At 60.9% G+C, this 21299-nt stretch carries 14 protein-coding genes; 10 read left to right on the top strand and 4 right to left on the bottom strand.

What is annotated here, in order from left to right:
* Nucleotides 1–252: 252 nt before the first annotated feature.
* Entirely contained in the window at nucleotides 253–3117 is a 2865-nt protein-coding gene (locus QP908_RS04140) for an ATP-dependent Clp protease ATP-binding subunit (protein WP_284771730.1), read from the bottom strand.
* A gap of 216 nt (nucleotides 3118–3333) precedes the next feature.
* On the opposite strand from QP908_RS04140, the gene QP908_RS04135 reads away from it, so the two are divergent.
* A complete protein-coding gene (locus QP908_RS04135) occupies nucleotides 3334–4626 on the top strand; it encodes a serine/threonine protein kinase (protein WP_284771729.1) in 1293 nt (430 codons plus the stop codon).
* A gap of 97 nt (nucleotides 4627–4723) precedes the next feature.
* Here the strand turns inward: QP908_RS04135 and QP908_RS04130 are convergent, their stop codons facing one another.
* On the bottom strand, nucleotides 4724–6145 hold the full coding sequence (locus QP908_RS04130; RefSeq protein ID WP_284771728.1) for an MDR family MFS transporter: 1422 nt from the start codon (nucleotides 6143–6145) through the stop codon (nucleotides 4724–4726).
* Nucleotides 6146–6242: 97 nt separating this feature from the next.
* On the opposite strand from QP908_RS04130, the gene QP908_RS04125 reads away from it, so the two are divergent.
* The 3 genes from QP908_RS04125 to crtI are packed head-to-tail and all read left to right on the top strand — an operon-like array spanning nucleotide 6243 to nucleotide 10208.
* Nucleotides 6243–7679, top strand: a complete 1437-nt coding sequence (locus tag QP908_RS04125) for a GuaB1 family IMP dehydrogenase-related protein (protein ID WP_284771727.1) — start codon at nucleotides 6243–6245, stop codon at nucleotides 7677–7679.
* Between the two features lie 31 nt (nucleotides 7680–7710).
* Nucleotides 7711–8580 (top strand): phytoene/squalene synthase family protein, encoded by an 870-nt coding sequence (locus QP908_RS04120; RefSeq protein ID WP_284771726.1) that lies wholly within the window; start codon nucleotides 7711–7713, stop codon nucleotides 8578–8580.
* Between the two features lie 53 nt (nucleotides 8581–8633).
* On the top strand, nucleotides 8634–10208 hold the full coding sequence (crtI, locus tag QP908_RS04115) for a phytoene desaturase family protein (protein WP_284771725.1): 1575 nt from the start codon (nucleotides 8634–8636) through the stop codon (nucleotides 10206–10208).
* Between the two features lie 6 nt (nucleotides 10209–10214).
* On the opposite strand, the gene QP908_RS04110 is transcribed toward crtI, so the two are convergent.
* Complete coding sequence (locus tag QP908_RS04110; RefSeq protein ID WP_284771724.1) at nucleotides 10215–11138, bottom strand: hypothetical protein; 924 nt, start codon at nucleotides 11136–11138, stop codon at nucleotides 10215–10217.
* Between the two features lie 445 nt (nucleotides 11139–11583).
* On the bottom strand, nucleotides 11584–13161 hold the full coding sequence (gene lysS / locus QP908_RS04105; RefSeq protein WP_284771723.1) for a lysine--tRNA ligase: 1578 nt from the start codon (nucleotides 13159–13161) through the stop codon (nucleotides 11584–11586).
* A 1523-nt stretch (nucleotides 13162–14684) separates the two neighbouring features.
* On the opposite strand from lysS, the gene QP908_RS04100 reads away from it, so the two are divergent.
* The 6 genes from QP908_RS04100 (at nucleotide 14685) to QP908_RS04075 (ending at nucleotide 21208) form a co-directional block, all read left to right on the top strand.
* Nucleotides 14685–15176, top strand: a complete 492-nt coding sequence (locus tag QP908_RS04100) for an ASCH domain-containing protein (RefSeq protein ID WP_284771722.1) — start codon at nucleotides 14685–14687, stop codon at nucleotides 15174–15176.
* A gap of 433 nt (nucleotides 15177–15609) precedes the next feature.
* Entirely contained in the window at nucleotides 15610–17322 is a 1713-nt protein-coding gene (locus tag QP908_RS04095; protein ID WP_284771721.1) for a carbon starvation CstA family protein, read from the top strand.
* Nucleotides 17306–17563 carry a cory-CC-star protein gene (locus QP908_RS04090; protein WP_284771720.1) on the top strand — a complete coding sequence of 86 codons (258 nt, stop codon included), beginning with the start codon at nucleotides 17306–17308 and terminating at the stop codon, nucleotides 17561–17563. Before QP908_RS04095 ends, QP908_RS04090 begins: the two co-directional genes overlap by 17 nt.
* On the top strand, nucleotides 17554–18495 hold the full coding sequence (locus QP908_RS04085; protein WP_284771719.1) for an ArsA family ATPase: 942 nt from the start codon (nucleotides 17554–17556) through the stop codon (nucleotides 18493–18495). Before QP908_RS04090 ends, QP908_RS04085 begins: the two co-directional genes overlap by 10 nt.
* 78 nt (nucleotides 18496–18573) lie before the next feature.
* Nucleotides 18574–19893: a C1 family peptidase gene (locus QP908_RS04080; protein ID WP_284771718.1), complete on the top strand. Its 1320-nt coding sequence runs from the start codon at nucleotides 18574–18576 to the stop codon at nucleotides 19891–19893.
* A gap of 13 nt (nucleotides 19894–19906) precedes the next feature.
* Nucleotides 19907–21208 (top strand): C1 family peptidase, encoded by a 1302-nt coding sequence (locus tag QP908_RS04075; RefSeq protein ID WP_284771717.1) that lies wholly within the window; start codon nucleotides 19907–19909, stop codon nucleotides 21206–21208.
* Nucleotides 21209–21299: the final 91 nt, after the last annotated feature.

Genomic DNA, 21299 nt, shown 5'->3' with positions numbered 1-21299 from the left:
ACCACGCTGCGCCGCAGAACCAGCGGGCCGCTGTACCGCCATACCGCCGGAAAGAGATATTCCCCCGCCCCGGCTGGTGAGCAAATTGACCATGGCTGGGCGCATACGAAAACCACCCAGGGTTCGCGGTGGAACCGTGGGTGGTTATGTGGCGTCGCGCGCGGCCGGTAGGCGCGGAGTTGGCGGGCACGGGCCGGGCTAGAGCGCGGCGGGACGAGCCGAGCCCGAGCCGGGGCGGGGCAAGCCGATTAGTTACATCGGCTGGCCAGCGCCTGCTGGCGGCGGGTTCTTGCCATCGTCGTCGGAGTTGCCGAGGCCCGGCTTTTCCGAAGGCACGTCCGGGGAAATGACGTCTGGCTCGCCGTTGGTGTCGATGCCGTCATTGTCAGAACCGGAACCGCCGTCCTTTGGGCCACCATCCTTCGGATCGTCGCCCTCTGGGCCGCCGTTGCCGTCGCCGTTGTCACCGTCGGAATCGGAATCCGAATCGGAACCGTCGGCGGCGTCTTCGGAGGGGTTGTTGTCGCGCACGGAGGCATCGGCAAGCGAGGGCTCATCGATGTCATCCGGCAGCGGCTTCGGGCGCGGGGTGAAGGTGAAGGTAGCGCCGGAGTCGTCCTTGGACTCGCCGTCCCAGCCTTCGACGTCGACTGAGATGATCTCGCCGGCGCCAATCTCGCCGAAGAGGATCTTCTCCGAGAGCTGGTCCTCGATATCGCGCTGGATGGTGCGGCGCAACGGGCGGGCACCAAGAACCGGGTCGAAGCCGCGCTGGGCCAGGAGGTTCTGGGCCTTATCGGTGAGCTCGATGCCCATATCGCGCTCCTCCAGCTGGGTGCCCACGCGGTCAATGAGCAGGTTAACCATCTGCACGATCTGCTCGCGGGTGAGCTGGTGGAAGACCACGACGTCATCGATACGGTTCAGGAACTCGGGGCGGAAGTGCTTCTTCAGCTCGTCGTTGACCTTCGCCTTCATGCGCTCGTACTGAGCGTCCGAATCGTTCTCGCTGGCGCCGGTAAAGCCCAAGCCCACCGGCTTCGAGATGTCCTGGGTACCCAGGTTCGAGGTGAAGATGAGGACGGTGTTCTTGAAGTCGACGACGCGGCCCTGGCCATCGGTAAGCCGGCCATCTTCCAGCACCTGCAGCAAGGTGTTGTAGATCTCCTTGTGGGCCTTTTCGATCTCATCAAAAAGCACCACGGAGAACGGCTTGCGGCGAACCTTCTCGGTCAACTGGCCGCCCTCTTCGTAGCCAACGTATCCCGGAGGGGCACCGAAGAGGCGGGAGGCGGTGAAGCGGTCGTGGAACTCGCCCATATCGATCTGGATGAGGTCATCATCCGAACCGAAGAGGAAGTTAGCCAGCGACTTCGACAGTTCGGTCTTACCCACACCGGACGGGCCGGCGAAGATGAAGGAACCGGAAGGACGGCGTGGATCCTTGAGGCCTGCACGGGTGCGGCGGATGGCGCGGGAGACGGACTTGACCGCCTCGTCCTGGCCAATGATGCGCTTGTGCAGCTCTTCTTCCATGTTGAGCAGGCGGGAAGATTCCTTCTCCGTCAGCTTCAGCACGGGGATGCCGGTCCAGTGCGCCAGGACCTCAGCGATTTGGTCCTCGCCCACCTCGGCGATTTCCTCCAGGTCACCGGAGCGCCACTGCTTTTCCTTCTCGGAGCGCTCCTCACCCAGCTTGCGCTCGTCATCGCGCAAGCCGGCGGCCTTTTCGAAGTCCTGGGCATCGATAGCCGCTTCCTTTTCTCGGCGAACCTCGGCAATGCGGTCATCGACCTCGCGCAGGCCCTTCGGGGCGGTCATGCGCTTGATGCGCATGCGGGCACCGGCCTCATCGAGGAGGTCGACGGCCTTATCCGGCAAGAAGCGGTCATTGATGTAGCGGTCCGCCAGCTGCGCGGCGGCGTGCAGCGCCTCATCGGTGTAGGACACGCGGTGGTGCGCCTCGTACTTATCGCGCAGGCCCTTCAGGATGAGGAAAGTATCATCCAGCGAAGGTTCATCGACCTGCACCGGCTGGAAACGACGCTCCAGCGCGGCATCCTTTTCGATGTGCTTGCGGTACTCATCCAGGGTGGTAGCACCGATTGTCTGCAGCTCGCCGCGGGCCAGCTTGGGTTTTAGCAGCGAAGCGGCGTCGATGGCACCTTCGGCAGCACCGGCACCGACGAGGGTGTGGATCTCATCGATGAACAAGATGATGTCGCCGCGCTGGTTAATTTCCTTAAGAACCTTCTTCAGGCGTTCCTCAAAGTCACCGCGGTAGCGGGAACCGGCAACCAAAGAGCCCAGGTCAAGCGAGTACAGCTGCTTGTCCTTGAGCGTTTCTGGGACCTTGCCGTTGACGATGTCCAGCGCCAGGCCTTCTACCACGGCGGTCTTACCAACGCCGGGCTCACCGATGAGCACTGGGTTGTTCTTGGTGCGGCGCGAGAGCACCTGCATGATGCGCTCAACCTCGGACTCGCGGCCCACGACGGGGTCTAGCTTGCCGTCCTTGGCTGCTTGGGTGAGGTTGCGGCCGAACTGGTCTAGCACGAGCGAGTTGGAGCGCTCGCCCGAGCCGCCGGAACCACCGCGCCCACCGGCACCGGCACCTGCGCCCGCGCCGATGGGGCCTGGGGCCTGGTTCGAGTCACCGCCGCCTTCTTGCTGGCCGCCCTCGTAGCCGGACAGCAGCTGGATAACCTGCTGGCGCACGCGCGGCAGATCAGCGCCGAGCTTCGTCAGCACCTGTGCGGCAACGCCGTCGCCCTCACGGATAAGTCCGAGCAGGAGGAACTCCGTGCCGATGTACTTGTGACCCATCTGCAGGCCCTCGCGCAAGGACAGCTCGAGGACCTTCTTAGCGCGCGGGGTAAAAGGAATGTGGCCGGTGTGCGGCTGGCTACCCTGGCCGATGATCTCCTCTACCTCACGGCGCACGTCCTCCAAGGAAATGCCCATGGACTCTAGAGCCTTGGCAGCTACACCTTCTCCCTCGTGGATAAGGCCGAGCAGGATGTGCTCGGTTCCGATGTAGTTGTGGTTAAGCATGCGTGCTTCTTCTTGCGCCAAAACGATGACGCGACGAGCACGGTCTGTAAACCTCTCGAACATGACTCCCCTAAACTTTCGCTTCTAATGTGGTACCCACTGTAACGCCGCACGCCCCAAAGGATTTCCCCTTTTTGGCCCCCATCGCCCTATAAACGCCCCAAACCGCCCATACTCGCAGCTCACATAGGTGTACGCCGGTAGCGAACAGGCCTTATTTAGCCTAGAATCTTCTTCATTCTCCCTGCCGTCTCGTAGATACAAAGGAATAAAATAGCCGTGCCGCACCTTCCCGAATTCTTTGCCTCCCAGCACAACCTGCATGAAAAGGCAGTGCTGGATGAGGGCCCCACTTCCACCCTTTTTGCCGTGGAGGATGGCTCCACGCACGAGGAATTTACGGTGGAGATCTTCGCGGCGGGGGTAGAGGGCATCGTCAAGGCCTCTACCGCCCTGCACGGCCTGCACCACCCCGCGCTCGCCGCCCTAGTGGGCTCTGGCACCACCGCGGATGGCCAGGAATTTTTGGTCCGCAAGGGCTGTAAGGGCACAGCCTTGCCCGCGCTTGCCGATGCCCCCACCAAGCCCCACACCCAAGAAATCCTCACCCCCGTGGCAGGCGCCGTGGATTTCCTGATCAGCCGCAACCATGCGGATTTCGCCGTCCATGGGCTCAAGGCCGGTCGCGTATTTGTGGATGAGGATAATAAGGTCGCCGTCCTTGCCGCCGCGGGTCCAGGTGGTGCCAGCACGGCGGAGGAATCGGCGGATTCCTCCGCCGAGAACGATGGGGAGAACATAACCGGCGCCGATGCCGTCCACGCCTTCCAAAAACTCGTTGCCGCCACGTGCCCTTCCTTCACTCCAGAGAAGGATTATTCGAGCGCCAAAGAGGTGGTGGCAGCGCTGCGCCCCGAGCGCGATCTCGATACTTCGCAGTTCCCGCCGGTGCAGGCCGAAGAGCCCGAGTCCCAGCCGCAACAACAGTTCCCACCGCAACCGCAGCAGCAGTTCCCGCCGCAGAACCAGGCGGGCCCCCAGTATCAACAGCAATACCAGCAACAGCCGGTACCACCGATGAATGCGGCCCCGCCAAAGAAGAAGGGCAAAGGCGGGCTCATCGCGCTCATTTCTGTTTTGGCCGTCATCGCAGTGGCTGCGGCGGGAGCGTTGTGGTATTTCCTGTCCTACCCCAGCTGGGATGACAAGGAAAAGAACCTAGCGGATGCGTATCCGAGCCTGATTGGCTCGCGCAGCGGCCAAGACGGCGCGCTCGGCGCGGAATGTTCCTCCCGCGCCCCAGAGGATGGTCAAGAAGCGAAGATCACCTGCTCGGGAGACGGTTTCGACTACACCGCCGCCTACTACCCCAGCGTGGAAGAACGCGATGCCGTCCTCCCAGACGCTGACCCAGTAGAGCTGTCTAACGATAGGTGCACCATCCAAAGCTACGAGGCCTCAACGGATCCGCAGACCTACGTTATGGCCGTGGAAGGCACCCAATCCATCTTCATGGTGTGGGGCGACGATGCCGAAGCCGCGCGGCTAAAGCTGCCGCTGTGTGCGCAGTAGGCGCCGCAAGATAACCGGCGGCGGGATGGCCCGGAACGCCCGCGCGGAGGCCACTCCGTCGGCGCGTCGGGCGACGTGCAGCTTCCCGGCACGGGGACTAGTCTTCGGCGGGCACGCGCTTGAGCAGCGGCGCTAGCACGAGCACGAAAACCGAGAGCACGCCGGCGAAAAGGAAGGCCCAGTGCGCGCCTTGGGCGGTGGCGGCGGCCTCGCTCATGCCCTCGGCCAGGCCGGATTTGGTACCGCTGGTCAAAAAGGCCACGAGGAAGGCGGTACCCGCCGCGCCGGCGAGCTGCTGCAGCGTATTTAGAATGGCAGAGCCGTGGGAGTAGAGGTCATCGGGAAGCGAGGACAGCGAGACCGTCATCAGCGGGGTCATCATGAGCGCGATGCCCACGGCGAACAGGATATGCATGCCAATGACCATCCACACCTCGCTATTTTCTGTCAGCAGGGTCATCAGCCAGATGCCGGTAGAAAACATGACTGCGCCGGGAATCAACAGCGGCCGAGGCCCAAGGGCGTCATAAATCCGTCCCACAATCGGGGAAATCCCGCCCTGCAAAAGGCCGCCGGGCATCACCACGAGGCCGGTGACCAGCGAGGATACCGCCAGCGAGGTCTGTAGATAAATGGGCAGGATATTCACCGTGCCCAGCAGCAGGGCGAACATGAGCAGCATGGCGATGACCGCGAGGGTGAAATTGCGGACCTTAAACGGGCGCAGGTCCAAAAGCGCGCGGTTTACCTTAGCCAGCCGGAGTTGGCGCACGGTAAAGGTAATGAGGGTGAGGACGCCGAGGAGGAGCACGAGGGCATCGGCAAGCGAACCACCCTCCACCATCTTCTCGATGGACGATAGGCCATAAATGAGCCCGCCGAAGGCCAGGGCGGATAAGAATACCGACGGAATATCGAGCGGGGTATCCCTGCGCTCGCCCACATTGACCAGGCGGAAGTAGCCGGCGATGCAAATGGCGGCGATGAGCGGGACCATGGTCCAGAAGATGACGTGCCAGGTCGCCATGCTCAAAATGAACCCGCCGACGGTGGGGCCCAGGGCCGGCGCCACGGAGATGACCACGGTGATAATGCCCATGACGGTGCCGCGGCGTTGCGGTGGAACGAGCGTCATGGCCACGGTCATAAGGGTAGGAATCATCAGGGCGGTACCGGCGGCCTGCAGCACGCGGCCGGCAAGCAGCAACCCAAAGGCCGGGGCGAGGGCCGCCAGCACCGTGCCCGTGAGGAAAACGCCGGTGGAGGCGCCAAAAATCTGCCGGGTGGTGAATTTATCCATCAGGAACCCGGTGGTGGGAATGACCACACCCATGGTGAGCAAGAAGCCGGTCAGCAGCCACTGCGCGGAGGTCGCCGGGATGGAGAAATCCGCCATGATGGTGGGCAGCGCCACCGAAAGGGCGGTTTCATTCAAAATCATCACCATCGCGGAGAGCACCAAGATGGTGAGGTTGACTATGACCTCTGCGGAGATTTTCGGAGCGGGATTCTGAGACACCAAATCAGGATACTGACTTGGCTAAACCTGCAAAACTTGGGGCGTATGATTTAGATGTCTTTTCCTGCACCCTCGATTCACGTTAGGCAATCTCACAGTGCATTTCCTCAATGATTCCCGCCCGCCCTACGAGCTGACCTACTCGGATGTATTTATGGTGCCGAACCACTCAGATGTTGGCTCGCGGCAGGCGGTCGACCTCACCGCGGCCGATGGCACGGGCAATACCATCCCGCTCATCGTGGCGAATATGACCGCTGTGGCCGGCCGCCGCATGGCAGAAACCATCGCCCGGCGCGGCGGCATGGCCATCCTGCCGCAGGACCTCAGCCTGGAGGCCGCGGCGGAGACGATCGCCTCGGTAAAGGCCGCCGACCTGGTCTATGACACCCCTATCACCATCAAGCCGCACCATACGGTGGGCTATGCCAGCAACCTTTTGCACAAGCGCGCCCACGGCGCGGCCATCGTGGTCGACGGCGCGCTGCCGGTAGGCATCATCACGCCAAAGGATCTGCGCGGGCAGGATAATTTCACCGCCGTGGGCGAGCTCATGACCACTGATTTGGTCACTTTGCCTGTGGGCATCGACCCGCAGGAGGCCTTTACCCGCCTGCGCGCAACCTCGCGCAAGCTCGCCCCAGTGGTCAATCCGGATGGCACGCTGGCGGGCATTTTGACGCGCAAGGGTGCGCTGCGGGCGACGATGTATAAGCCGGGCATCGACAAGCAGGGGCGCCTGCACATCGGTGCTGCGGTGGGCATTAATGGCGACGTTGAGGACAGGGCGCGGGCGCTTGCCGATGCCGGCGCTGACGTCCTCGTCATCGATACCGCCCACGGGCATCAAGACAGCATGCTGGCGGCGCTGCGCAAAGTCAAGGCCCTGGATCTGGGACTGCCGATTGCCGCCGGTAACGTGGTCACGGCCGCCGGCGTGCGCGAGCTGGCCGCGGCGGGCGCGGATATTATCAAGGTCGGCGTGGGCCCCGGCGCGATGTGCACCACCCGCATGCAAACCGGCGTGGGCCGCCCGCAATTTTCCGCCGTGCTGGAGTGCGCGTCCGCGGCCCGCGAGGTCGGCGCGCACGTGTGGGCCGATGGCGGCGTGCGCGATCCCCGCGACGTGGCCCTAGCACTGGCTGCGGGCGCGTCCAATGTGATGATTGGTTCCTGGTTCGCCGGCACCTTTGAATCCCCCGGTGACCTGCACAAGGACGCTGATGGCTCGTTCTATAAGGAATCGTTCGGCATGGCCTCGCGCCGGGCGGTGCGCGGGCGCAATTCCGCCACCGAAGCCTTCGAGCGCGCCCGTCGGGAGATGTTTGAGGAAGGCATTTCCACCTCGCGCATCTACCTCGATCCGGAGCACGGCGGCGTGGAGTATTTGGTAGACCGCATCATCTCCGGCGTGCGCTCATCCTGCACCTACGCCGGGGCCGATTCGCTGGCTAGCTTCCACGAGCGCGCCACCGTGGGCGTGCAATCGGCAGCCGGTTTTGCCGAGGGCCAGCCGCGGGCCACCAACCGCTAGGGCGCTTTGGGCGCGTGCTACTTTTGCAAGTATGTTGACTCGCTATGACCAGGCGGCCTCGCGCGCGGCCGCGCGGGTTATGGGGCAGTATTCCACCAGTTTTTCCCTGGCCACGCGCCTGTTGCGCGGGCGGGTGCGCGAAGACATCCGCCACCTTTATGCCGTGGTGCGCATCGCAGACGAGCTTGTCGATGGCACCGCACATCAAGCCCGCATCGATGCCGCCGCCGCGCTCGATACCTACGAGGCCGCTATCTTGGCGGCGCCGGAGAAAAGGCTGCACACCGATCCCATCGTGCATTCCTATGCCATTACCGCCAGGCGCTGCGGCTTCCAGCGCGATCATCTCGTGGCTTTTTTCGATTCCATGCGCGCAGATCTCACCCATCGGGAGTATTCCGCTTCCGAGCTCGCCGAGTATATCTACGGCTCCGCCGAGGTCATCGGCTTATTGTGCGTGCAGGTCTTCTTGGCGGAAGAGACCGTCTCCGCCGCCGATCGCGCCACGATGGACCGCGGTGCGCGCTACTTGGGTTCCGCGTTTCAAAAGATTAACTTCCTGCGGGATCTGGGCGAGGACTCCTCGGTCCTGGGCCGGGCCTATTTCCCGCAGGCCGCTGGTGGCGAGCTTTCCGAGGCCGCCAAGTCCGCCCTCATCGCCGAAATCCGCCGCGAGCTCGCCGCCGCCGAAAAAGCTATACACCTCTTGCCGCTATCCGCCCGCGTTGGCGTGCGCGCGGCCGCCGATATCTTTGCCGAGCTCACCAACCAGCTCGCCGCTACCCCCGCCGCGGAGTTAAAAACCACCCGCATATCCGTGCCGAATCGCACCAAGGCGTGGCTGGCCGCCCGCGCGGTGCGTGCGGTGCGTGCGGTGCGAGAGCGCACCGCACGTAGATGAACCCGCACGTAGATGAAGAACCCCGCCGAAGACTGAATACTAAGGAGAACATCATGCACGCTGTCGTCATCGGGGCCGGCATCGCCGGCCTTGCCACCGCTGCCCTCCTCGGAAAAGAGGGCTATGAAGTTACCGTCGTAGATTCCTTAGACGAGGTAGGCGGACGCGCAGGCAGCTATACGGAGGCGGGGTTCCGCTGGGATACCGGACCGTCCTGGTACCTCATGCCGGATGCCTTCGACCACTTCTTTTCCCTCTGCGGTACCTCGACAGAAAAGGAACTGGATCTGGTGGGACTCTCACCCGATTACCGCGTCTATACCGGCGGCCCCGCCGAATCCGCTCCTGGCACCGGCTCGCGCCCTACCCCCGTGGATATTCACTCCGGGACCGATAACGTGGCCCACCTCTTCGAATCGATTGAACCAGGTGCCGGCAGCCAGGTGCGCACTTATTTAGCAGATGCCAGCGACGCCTACCACGTAGCGTTCGATCACTTTTTGTACACCACATTTTCGGCGCCGTTGAACCTGGTGCATGCAGATATTCGGCATCGGCTAGCGCGGATTGCAGCGCTGCTGACTACCAGCTTGCAAAAGCACGTCAACGGGCAATTTTCGGATACGCGCCTGCGCCAGATTCTGAGCTACCCAGCGGTTTTTCTCTCTTCCGAGCCCGCCGCGGCCCCAGCACTGTATTCCCTTTTAAGCCATACCGACCTGGTGGAAGGCGTGTGCTACCCCCTCGGCGGATTCCACGCAGTGGTGCAGGCCATTTACCGCCAAGCAGAAAAATTCGGCACCACATTCCGCTTGGGCGAAGAGGTCACCGCCATCACCACCGCCAGCGGGTCTTCCACACGTGCCACCGGCGTCCGCACGACAACCGGGCATATCGATGCCGATATTGTGGTCTCCGCCGCGGATTTGCACCATACCGAAAATCAGCTGCTTCCCCGGAAACTGCGCACCTATCCGGAGCGCTACTGGGCCCGCCGCAATCCGGGGCTGGGCACCGTGGTGGTACTTGCCGGTGTGCAGGGCAAGCTCCCGCAGCTAGCTCACCATACCTTTTTGTTCAGCCAGGACTGGGACCCCGATTTCCGCGCGGTCTTTTCCGCACCGGACCCAGAACGTCCCCTCGGCGCCTCTGAGTCCATCTACGTTTCGAAGGTTTCTGCCACCGACGCGAATGTCGCACCGGAAGACCACGAAAACCTGTTCTTCCTCATCCCCGTACCCGCTGCAGAAGCCTACGGGCACGGCGATGCCTACCACTCCGAGGCTTCCCCGCGCGTTGCTGCTATTGCCGATGCCGCCCTCGACCAGCTTTCCCGCACCGCCGATATTCCTGACCTCCGCGAGCGACTCACCATCACACGCAGTCTCGGACCAGCCGATTTTGCCGAGCGCTATCACTCCTGGTCAGGTGGAGCTTTGGGGCCAGCGCATACGCTATTTCAATCTGCATTCTTCCGCGGGCGCAATGCCTCGCGCAAGGTGGCCGGCCTCTACTACGCTGGTGCGACCACCGTGCCGGGCGTCGGCGTGCCTATGTGCCTGATTTCTGCAGAAAACATCATCAAGCGCCTGCGCGGCGATACCTCCGCTGGGCCCCTGGCAGGCTAATCGAGGTTACGCGTCGAGCAGCACGACGCGGCTAATCCCGCTCCGGTCCTGACAATTGGGCAATCTGTTGCTTGGCTCAGTGTCATCGAGGAATTTCGGTGCAGCAAAGCTGCATTCCCACTCGCCGATATTCAGGATGCCACGCGTATTGACCTCTTTAGGCTTGAACTCATAGTGCACATAGTAATCCACCACTTCCATTGCCTTGGGACAGTTGGTGCCATCTACCTGCGCATAGACATTCTTAAGGCCCCATTGAGTGTCCATCTGTCCACAGATGGTGCCTGGCGCCGCATAGCCGTTGGAATCCGGTTCTAATGGATAGGTATCGGCGGAGAACTGACCGTTATCTTTAAGAGTGAAGTGATGACCTTTGACGGTGACCGTAAATTCATCCTCATGTGGGGCCGAAAAGGTCACGCCACTGATTTCTACCTCTTCGCCGGCCTTGAGAGGTTGTGCTGGAACAAGATCGCCCGGCTCGACTACAGCCGCAGGAAAGAACCCTGCGCCTTTCTTGTAGCTAACCATATTGGCCTCCCATTGCGGGATTTCCGGGTCCGGCAGAATTGGTGGGTCGGAGAATTGTACGGAGCACCACGGGCCTTCAGATTGCTCATTCAAGGAACACTGAACCTTTCCATCGGGGCTTTTTACTCCCCAGGAGTTCATCTGCTCGTATGCGGGACCGGTCGCGAGAAAGTCTTTGGCATCGCGCTGTTTAAGACCGTGAGAATCTTTCTCCTCCTCCGTCTGCTTAGTCGTTGTGGTTGTCTCTTCCGTTGACTCAGGAGCGGAGGTTTCTTCCGAGGATGCCTGCGTTGTGGGCGAACTAAAGGCCTGGTTCTCCGCGTCATCGTCGGGCGAAGAGCACGACGCGAGGCCGACTGCTAATAAGGGGACGGATAGGAGAGATACGATTCTTTTCATATATTCAGTTTCGCACAGTATGTGCACCATCACATGAGTTTGCAAGCCCTACCGGCGCCGCTGCCTGCGATTGCGAAAACAAAATCCGCCGACCCCAGTGAAGTCGGCGGATTCGGTGATTGCAGCAGCGTTGCGGGCTACTTCTGTTCCTCCAGCAAAGTGCGACCTCCGATGCACAACGTCTGATGCAATAGGTCCTCGGTGATAACTGAGCAAACTCGGCCCTGAAATGTAGCATTTTCCGCTCAGATATCACCGAGGAGGTTGCACTTTTGTGAAGTCGATAGAAGTAGGCAGAAGTAGGCGTGCGACTCGGGCTGCGAGGCACACGCGGCGGGTGCAATGGGCAAACAAAAAGGCTGCAGCCAAAGGAAGGCTGCAGCCGGTGTCGTTGCGCTAACGGTGCCCGCGCAGGTGGGCACCGAGTGGGAGCGCCGGGTATGGACTACTTCTGTTCCGGCTTTACCAGTGGGAAGAGCACGGTCTCGCGGATACCGAGGCCGGTCAGGGCCATGAGCAGGCGGTCCATGCCCATACCGGTACCGGCCGTGGGCGGCATGCCCTGTTCCATCGCGGCGAGGAAGTCCTCGTCCAAGACCATGGCTTCCTCATCGCCGCCGGCGGCAAGGCGGGCCTGATCCTCGAAGCGCTCGCGCTGGACAACGGGATCGACAAGCTCCGAGTAGCCGGTGGCCAGCTCGAAGCCGCGCACGTAGAGGTCCCACTTTTCGGTCACGCCGGGTTCGGAACGGTGCTGGCGGGTTAGCGGGGAGGTCTCCACCGGGAAGTTCTTCACAAAAATGGGGCCTTCCAGTTGGTCCTCGCACAGGACCTCCCAGATTTCCTCCACCAGCTTGCCGTGGCCCCAGCCCTCGCCCTGCGGCACGTCGAGGCCGATGACCTTGGCAATGCCCTTCAAGGTCTCCACGTCGGTATCGATGGTGACCTCCGGCTGGCCGGGGAACTTGCGCTGCAAGGCCTCGTTCAGGGAAGGATACATCTCGATTTCGGGCCATTGCTCGCCGCCGAAGTCGAAATCGGTGCCGTCAGCAAGCGTGACGGTAGTGGAACCAAAGACCTCGCGGGCCACGGACTGGATGGATTCGCGGGTCATGCGGGCGCAATCGTTGTAATCGCCCCAGGCGGCGTAGGTCTCTAGCATGGCGAACTCCGGCGAGTGGGAGCGGTCCACGCCCTCGTTGCGGAAGTTGCGGTTGATTTCAAAGACGCGGTCGATGCCACCGACGACGGCGCGCTTCAAGTACAGCTCCGGGGCAATGCGCAGGTAGAGGTCAATATCGAGCGCATTGGAGTGGGTGATAAACGGGCGAGCGGCCGCACCACCGTGCAGGGTCTGCAGCATCGGGGTTTCGATCTCTACAAAGTCCTGGCCTTCCAGGTAATTGCGCAGCGCGCGCATGACCTTCACGCGCACCATGGCGTTCTTGCGGGCCTCTTCGCGGATAATGAGGTCGTTATAGCGCTGGCGCACGCGGGTATCTTCAGCCATTTCCGCGAAGGACACCGGCAGCGGGCGCAGGGACTTAGCCGCCATGGTCCATTCCTCAGCCATGATGGACAGCTCGCCACGGCGGGACGCAACCACGTGGCCGCTAACGGAGATGAAGTCGCCCAAGTCCACATCGGACTTCCAGGCATCGAGGCGCTCCTTGCCCACCTTGGCCTGCGAAAGCATGGCCTGCATTTGGGTGCCATCGCCGTCCTGCAAGGTGGCAAAGCACAGCTTGCCGGTATTGCGCATGAAGATAAGGCGGCCAGCGATAGCGTGGGTGACCTCGGTTTCCTCACCAGCGGCCAAATAGGTCACGCCCTCTTCATTGCCCGGCTCCTCACCCTCGGCCACTACGCGGAAATCATGGCGCAGATCCTTTAGGGAGGTGGTGCGCTCGACGGATACCGGGTAGGCCTCTACGCCGGATTCCAGCAGGCGGTCGCGCTTTTCGCGGCGGATGCGCAGCTGCTCAGGGACATCATTTACTTCAGTATTCTTCTGCTCGCTCACGTTAGCCTAGGGTAGTCGATCCCAGCTGCTACCCGCGATTTGGCCCAGCTATGTCTACCAAAGCAGCGAAAGGGCGCACAGACCGCAAGCACACACCATGACGTTGTATCGACTGAGAACACTAACGATTCCTACAAAATATCGTTTAAGCCTGCGCTTCCCCACCTATAAAAAAGAATCCGGCCCTGAGATAGTTTCTCAGCGCCGGTATTCTGTAGCTGCGGGTGCTGTCCCGCTTTATAGCTAAGATTTTATACCTATTCTAAAAGAAAGACAAGTGTGTGATGCCTAAACTGACATATCGTGCGGCTAGGCAAATAGAACGGGCTATCCCTCCTGCGCGCTTCCAGACATATAAGCAAGCCACGGTAGGGCTTGTTGAGGCAGCTCAGCTTTATCTATGGAATATACAAGCCTCCAGCGCGGTTACCGAGCTGACGGGGATAGTTGAAGTCTTGCTTCGTGACACAATCGATATGCGTCTCCGTCAATGGAATGCTGCTCTCGGAGGTCATGAAGATTGGATTGTGAATCCGGCTCCAACGATTTTGCAACATCTAGTTCGTCCCAATGTCCCCGCTTCATGGCAGCCCCGAAATGATTCAGACCTATATCCAAGGTGGTGGGAGAAGAAGGCACTAGATAATTATGCTAAGCCCCATCCCGGTAGCCGTTCTGTGAGGTCCGTTCCACCAACTCACGATGATTTGGTGGCGAGTTTGAACTTCGGTTCATGGACTAGCATTCTTCCTTCCCCGAATGCTGGTCCTCGAAACAAACGAGTCGAAATATGGAACTCAGCACTGTCATCAGGATTTCACGGCGTTCGACATGAAGCGGTATATCGCTATGCCCATGAACTACGGTGGATGAGAAACCGAGCTGCTCATCTACGGCCAATGCTTGATATTAATCGTCTCTGGTCTACGCATCGCTACGCGATACGCTTACTTAGGTCTATGGATACTGATTTTGCACAGATCATTGCAGGCCAAGCTACTCTTCCGACCGTTATTAAGGCCAAGCCCCATACTCTATGAAGAAGCCAATAAATCCAAGGGCGAGTGACATGCCTGAATGCCCTGGGCTTGCCTAGCATTTTCTGCGACCCAGCCTTTGAGCATCGGTTTCGAGGTACTTATATCGGGCCACTTTAATTGCACTCTGCTCAGCCAAAGAAGAATAAACCAAGTGATGCCTCGGAGCTAAGGTTTCCTGCGATCAAGCAAACCCAGGAAATCCAGGTTTGATTGGCCCCTGTCTTTAAATAGATCGACGCTGCTAGTAGTTACTACCATTGAAGCGTGATTACTAACGAACTTCGGGAATTAACAGCCAAAGCAACCGCCCATGCGCAGCGTTTCCAAGACTGAGGCGACCACACCGTCGCCGCAGCCCTCCTGACCAAATCAGGAAAACAGGTTCTCGGTTTAAACGCACACCATTTCCTTGGTGGCCCCTGCGGTGAAGTCTCTGCTTTAGCAAACCATGCCGCTAGTTACCCAGAGGATCCCATCCAAGCAATGGTCGCCGTATATGGACCTACCGGACAAGTAATTTCACCCTGTGGTAAATGCCGCCAGGTACTTTTTGATGTCGATCCATCCATCCAGTGTATTGTGCGCGGAAGCAACGGCCTTGAAGCGCTCACCGTGGAAGAGCTTCTTCCATTCGCGTTTAACTGGCGAGATATGGAAAAAGAGCAGCGTATCTACATGTGGGAAGGCTACGAGGATTCCATTCGGAGCGGAGAAAAGCAACAAACAATCCGAGTAGATGATCCCTTCTATGAAGGAAAAGCCCAAATAGTCTTTGAGAAGGAAACCGGAGAAGTTGTCACGCTACCCGCACAGGTCACAGCCGTTGTATCTACCCAGCGCGGGCTACTGTCGGAAAAGCAAGCTAAAAATGACGGGTTCAATTCTCTATCCGAGCTTCACGAAGCTTTAGATACCCACTACCCCGGATTAGCGGATACAGACGAAGTTGACGTTGTAGAATTCGAGCTCCAGTAGACTATCCAGACCGAAAATCGGATCATTCGCTACCTAACCAAAAAGCTGCTGTTCGGAAATTTTTGAGATATTTCGTCAAGATTTACAAGTGCCGCCACCAAAGGGCTCCCAACTGTAGGAAGCGAGCTAACGACTCCTCCATAAGTCCAGTCGATTGAGCCTTCGCCGTTAACCACGGTACTTCGGCACGACTGGCTCCATGCCGCGCCAGCAGAGTCCTTTAATCCCGGCCGCTACCCGCGATTTGACCCAGCCATGTCTCCCAAGCGGCGTCGAGCACGCATAAGCCCCTGCGATCCACTCCCGCGCGTCCACATAGTGGAACACCACCCCCTTAATTTACCCGCACTGCAAGAATTTGTGTGAACCGTGACATACTGTTCAGACCTGTGATACACAACACCTCACCTTCGACGCGCAAGGAGACACAGCCATGAACTCTCTCATCCTTGTCATCATCGGCGTGGCGATGATGCTGGCCGGCTACCTGCTCTATTCCAAATTCCTGGGCAAGAGCATCTTCCGGATATCAGAGAACTACACCACCCCGGCGCACCACCTCAAAGACGGCGTGGATTATGTTCCCACCAATAAATACGTGCTGTGGGGTCACCACTTCACTTCCGTGGCGGGTGCGGCACCGATTATCGGCCCGGCAGTGGCCGTCATTTGGGGCTGGCTCCCGGCATTCCTGTGGGTCACGTTAGGCACCTTCTTCATCGCCGGCATGCATGACCTGGGTGCGCTGTGGGCATCGCAGCGGCACAAGGGTCAGTCGATTGGTACGTTGTCGGGGCGCTACATCGGCAAGCGCGGGCGCAACCTCTTCCTCATCGTGATCTTCTTGCTGCTGCTCATGGTCAATGCCGCGTTCGCCGTGGTGATTTCGAACCTGCTTATTTCTACACCCTCGGCGGTCATTCCCACGTGGGGTGCAATCGCCGTCGCGCTGCTGATTGGCCAGGCCATCTACCGCCTGAACTGGAACCTGCCGCTGGTGTCCCTGGTGGGCGTGGTGGCCCTGTATTCGCTGATGGTTCTGGGTGACCGCTTCCCGGTCGTGCTGCCAGAGACGGTCCTGGGCATTCCCGCCAACGGCGTGTGGATCATCCTGCTATTCATCTACGCCTTCATTGCTTCGCTGCTGCCGGTGTGGGTGCTGCTCCAGCCGCGCGATTACATCAATGGCCTGCAGCTTTTCGTAGGTCTTATCATCTTGTACGGCTCCTTCCTCATCACCCGTCCGGAACTCGCCGCCCCTGCCGTGCGCGAGAATGTTCCTGAGGGCACCCCCGGGATTTTCCCGCTGCTTTTTGTCACCATCGCCTGCGGCGCCATCTCTGGTTTCCACGGCATCGTGGCCTCGGGTACCTCGTCCAAGCAGATTGATAAGGAAACCGACGTTCGCTTCGTGGGTTACTTCGGCGCTGTGGGCGAGGGCCTGCTGGCGCTCGGCACCATCATCGCCACGACCGCCGGCTTTAAGACCCTGGCGAATTGGGAGGAAGTCTACGCCGAGTGGAACGCCGGCGGCGTCAATGCCTTCGTACAGGGCGGCGGCGCGCTGATGAACGAGGGCTTGGGCATTCCCACCTCGCTGTCTGCCACCATCCTGGCAACCATGGCCGTGCTCTTCGCCGCCACCACCATGGACTCCGGCGTGCGCCTGCAGCGCATCGTGGTCCAGGAAATCGGCGAGATCATGGGCATCCGCATCACGGCGCTGGTTTCCACCATCATCGCGGTGGGCCTGGCCTTCGGCCTGACCTTCTCGGCGGGCGCGGACGGGTCCGGCGGCATGACCATCTGGCCGCTCTTCGGTACCACCAACCAGCTCATGGCCAGCCTGTCCTTGGCCATCGTCGTGGTCATCCTTACCCACCTGCGTCGGCCCACCCTGCCGGTTATCATCCCGCTCATCTTTGTCACCATCATGTCGCTGTGGGCAGCGCTGCTACAGCTCAAATCGCTGTTTGCGGATCAGAACTGGCTGCTCTTCGGCATGGACGTCGTCATCGTCATCGCCTCCATCTGGGTCATCGTGGAGTCGATCGGCGCCATCTCCAACGCGCGCAAGGAACCGCCGCTGGAGTGGACCGATGACGATACCGACGCTCCCCTTCCCCAGCATGCTCGACAAGCTTAAGGCCTTCGGCGCGGGGCTCAATGAGTTCTACCAAGCCCCGTACCGCGCCGTATTTGCCAAGGCCCAGCAGCAAGAAGATGACCTATTTATGATGCTGGTGGTCTCGGAGGCACTCGGCATCCCCAACCCCGCCAGCTACTACACGCTGGAGCTATTGCCGCTGGTCTACGAAGATTTCCACGCCTGGCATACGCGCATGGGCATGGATAAATCACCCCTGGAGAATATTCAATGCTGCTAGAAACCGCGCCCATCATGTTCTTTGGCGGCAAGGGCGGCGTAGGCAAGACCACCCTCGCCACCGCCACGGCCCTGTCTCTTTCTCAGGACCACAACGTGCTGTTGGTCTCCACGGATCCGGCGCACAACCTGGGGCATATCTTTGATGCCACGCTTTCCGATGCCCCCACTCACCTCACCCCCTCCCTCTCCGCCATCGAGCTCGATCCTGCCCGGGCCACCGAGGAACACCTTGCGACCGTAGGCGCCTCGATGCGCCGTTTCATGCCGGAGCACCTGCACGGCGAGGTAAAAAAGCACCTGGATTTGGCCCGCCAATCCCCCGGCACGCAGGAGGCGGCGCTCTTAGAACGCATGGCCGCCCTGGTCGCCGCCGCGGACGAGTATGACTACCTCATCTTCGATACCGCCCCGTCCGGGCACACCTCCCGACTGATGGCCCTGCCGGAAATCATGGCGGCCTATACCGATGGGCTGCTTGCCCGGCGCGAAAAGTCCGATAAATTCGGCTCACTGGTGCGCGGGATGTCCGCGGAGTCCGGCGCCGATAATGACCCGGTGGACCGGCGCAATCAGGAAATCCGCGCCACGCTCTTCCAGCGCCGCGAGCGCTTCGAGCACCTGCGCGCTGCGCTGACCTCTCAGCGCACCGTGTTTCATATCGTGCTTACCGCCGAGCGCCTGCCCGTCCTAGAGTCCTCCGAGTTCCACGCGGATCTCACCGGCAATGGCGTGCGGGTGGGCTCCATGCTGGTCAATCGCCGCACCCCGGCGGACCAAGGCGAGTTCTTGGCCTCCCGGCGCGCCGCCGAGGACGAGGCTCTGGCGCTCTTGCACGATAAGCTTCCCGATACCCCAGTCCATGAGATTCCCTGGCTCCCAGAAGAGGTGGGAAGCCCCGAAGCCGTGGCGCGGCTCGCGCGGCATCTATAGCGATCTGTAGCGATCTCTAACGGCCCATCCAGCCCCCAGCGGCCTCGCGTGAGATCGCCGTCTGCTAAAACGGTGAGTATGACTTTGCTCACCAATGACTTCCTGTCCCAATTGCGCGAGGAGGCCGCGGCGGACTCCCAGCTGCGCGTCGCGCGCAATGCCATTACCAGCGTAGGGGTGGCCAAGGCGGCCCTTGACCGCGACCGCATTACCGCGCTCTACCCCACCACCGAGGTAAAGCTCGACAGCCTCGGGGTCACCGACCAGATGCGCTCCGGGCGCTGCTGGATGTTTGCCGCGCTCAACGTGTTCCGCCACCGCGCGGCCAAGGAGCTCAACATCGATGACTTTGAGTTTTCCTTTACCTACCTGCAGTACTTCGACAAACTCGAGCGCGCCAACTTCGCACTCAGCCAGCTGCTGGATCTCACCGAAGACGGCACCGACTGGGATGACCGCGACGTGGCTACTTCCCTCGAGCTCACAGGCGACGACGGCGGCTGGTGGTCATTTTTCACCAACCTCGTGGACAAGTATGGCGTTGTCCCGGCCGAGGTCATGCCGGAGGTGCACTCGTCCGGCCACACCGCGCAGATGAACCGCGATATCGCCACGATCATCCGCCGTGCTGCGCACCGTGCGGTGGAAGGCGAGGGGGATCGAGGGGACATTATCAAGCAAGCCCGCACCGATATCCAACGCGTACTCGCCATTCACCTGGGCACCCCGCCCGAGGAATTTACGTGGAGCTACCGCACCAAGGACGATCAATTCTTCCGTGTGCACTCCACCCCGCGCGAGTTTGCGGATAAGTACCTGCCAAAGTTGGACGAGTACGTCGTGCTTGCCGATGACCCCCGTACCACCAACGACAAGCACCGCCTCTACACCAGCGCCGGCGTGAACAACGTCGCTGGCGGCGCGCCCGCCGGCTACCTCAACGTGGATGTGGACGAGCTGCGCTCCGCCGCGCGCGCCAGCATCGAGGCCGGCGAACCGGTGTGGTTTAGCTGCGATGTCTCCCGCCAGTTCTCCTTCCAGAACGCCGTGTGGGACGAGGGCCTCGTCGATACCGATGGCCTCTACGGCATCGATTCCACCATGAGCAAGGAGGAGCGCTTTACCTCCGGCGAATCTGCGCCCACCCACGCGATGGCGCTGACCGGAGTTGATGGTGCGCCGCGGGCATGGCGCGTGGAGAACTCCTGGGGCACCAAGCCGCCGCGCAAGGACGACGCCGACGAGGTACCCGGCAAGGGCTTTGCCACGATGTCGGATAAATGGTTCGGCGAAAACGTCTTCCACATCGCCGTGCGCAAGGAATTCCTCACTCCCCAGCAGCAGCAAGCGCTAGAGACCGAGCCCATCGAGCTTCCCTTCTGGGACCGGATGAACTAAGGAGCATCGAAAAATGAATGAGATCAATCCACAGGAAGTTCACACCACCAACGCCACGCTTGCCAGCGAGCCGGCCATCAGGGCGGCGCGGAATGCGGTGGCGCAGGAGGGCATCGATAAGCTGAGCGTCGACCGCGACCTCGTGCGCGAGCTCACCACGGCGACCAGCCACAAGCTCGATAAGTGGGGCGCGGCCAACCAGAAGGCCTCTGGCCGCTGCTGGATTTTTGCGGGCCTGAATTCTCTGCGCGGTGGCATCATGGACCGCACCAACATCAAGGATTTCGAGCTTTCGCAGACCTACCTGTACTTCTACGACAAGCTGGAAAAGGCCAATTGGTTCCTCACCGCGGTAGATGAGCTCAAGGACCGCGATATTACGGACCGCACCTTGACCAAGCTCATGGATGACCCCATCGGCGATGGCGGCCAGTGGTCCATGTTCGTCTCCCTGGTGGAAAAGTACGGCGTGGTGCCCAAGTACGCCATGCCGGAGACCGCGTCCTCCGAGGCCAGCGCCATGCTCAACCGGAACCTGGAGACCGTCCTGCGCCGCGCCGCCCACCAGATCCGCGCGGGCAAGTCTGGGGCACAGGAGCAGGCGCTTGCCGATGTCTACCGCATCCTCACCGCCAACCTCGGCCTCCCGCCCACAGAGTTCCAGTGGCAGTACCGCGATAAGGACGATAATTTCTACCGCGAGGGCACTTTTACCCCGCAGGATTTCGCCCGCGAATACCTCACGAAGGACTTGAGCGAGTATGTCTGCGTGGTCAATGACCCGCGCAATTCCTACGGCGAGCTCTACACCGTGGACTACCTGGGCAACGTCGCCGGTGAAAAAGTCACCTACCTCAACGCCCCGGTCGAGGTATTGCGCGATGCCACCCGCTCTGCCGTCGAGGATGGCCAGCCCGTCTGGTTCGGCTGCGATACCAGCCAGCAATCCGATGCCGATAGCGGCGTCTGGGCCAAGCAATTGCACGATTATGAGGGGCTGTATGGGGTTGATATGGGCATCGATAAGCCAGATCGCCTCCGCCTGCACGAGTCCCTGATGACGCACGCGATGGTCTTTACCGGCGCAGATATTGCCGAGGGCGGCGACGTCACCCGCTGGCGCGTGGAAAATTCCTGGGGCACCGAGAAGGGCGACAAGGGCTTTTGGACCATGGCCGATGACTGGTTTGACGAGTACGTCTTCGAGATCGCCGTCCACCCGTCCCGCCTGCCTGAGCAGTACCAAGAGGCGCTCAAATCCTCCGATATCACCACCCTGCCAGCGTGGGATCCGATGGGCGCACTGGCGAATTAGCGCGGCGCGGGTGGCGCGGGGAGGACCCGCGCCGCGAGAGTTCGTGCCGCGAAGTCTGTAGCGTTCGCCGATGTGGCTGCGTTGCGTGGCG

The organism is Corynebacterium sp. MSK204 (assembly GCF_030229885.1).
GTDB lineage: Bacteria > Actinomycetota > Actinomycetes > Mycobacteriales > Mycobacteriaceae > Corynebacterium.
This window is presented reverse-complemented; position numbering and strand designations above follow the sequence as displayed.

Coding starts and splice junctions, on each gene's coding strand:
- QP908_RS04140 (WP_284771730.1), bottom strand. CDS start 3,117: ATGTTCGAGAGGTTTACAGACCGTGCTCGTCGCGTCATCGTTTTGGCG.
- QP908_RS04120 (WP_284771726.1), top strand. CDS start 7,711: ATGTTGACTCGCTATGACCAGGCGGCCTCGCGCGCGGCCGCGCGGGTT.
- crtI (WP_284771725.1), top strand. CDS start 8,634: ATGCACGCTGTCGTCATCGGGGCCGGCATCGCCGGCCTTGCCACCGCT.
- QP908_RS04110 (WP_284771724.1), bottom strand. CDS start 11,138: ATGAAAAGAATCGTATCTCTCCTATCCGTCCCCTTATTAGCAGTCGGC.
- QP908_RS04100 (WP_284771722.1), top strand. CDS start 14,685: ATGGTCGCCGTATATGGACCTACCGGACAAGTAATTTCACCCTGTGGT.
- QP908_RS04095 (WP_284771721.1), top strand. CDS start 15,610: ATGAACTCTCTCATCCTTGTCATCATCGGCGTGGCGATGATGCTGGCC.
- QP908_RS04090 (WP_284771720.1), top strand. CDS start 17,306: ATGCTCGACAAGCTTAAGGCCTTCGGCGCGGGGCTCAATGAGTTCTAC.
- QP908_RS04085 (WP_284771719.1), top strand. CDS start 17,554: ATGCTGCTAGAAACCGCGCCCATCATGTTCTTTGGCGGCAAGGGCGGC.
- QP908_RS04080 (WP_284771718.1), top strand. CDS start 18,574: ATGACTTTGCTCACCAATGACTTCCTGTCCCAATTGCGCGAGGAGGCC.
- QP908_RS04075 (WP_284771717.1), top strand. CDS start 19,907: ATGAATGAGATCAATCCACAGGAAGTTCACACCACCAACGCCACGCTT.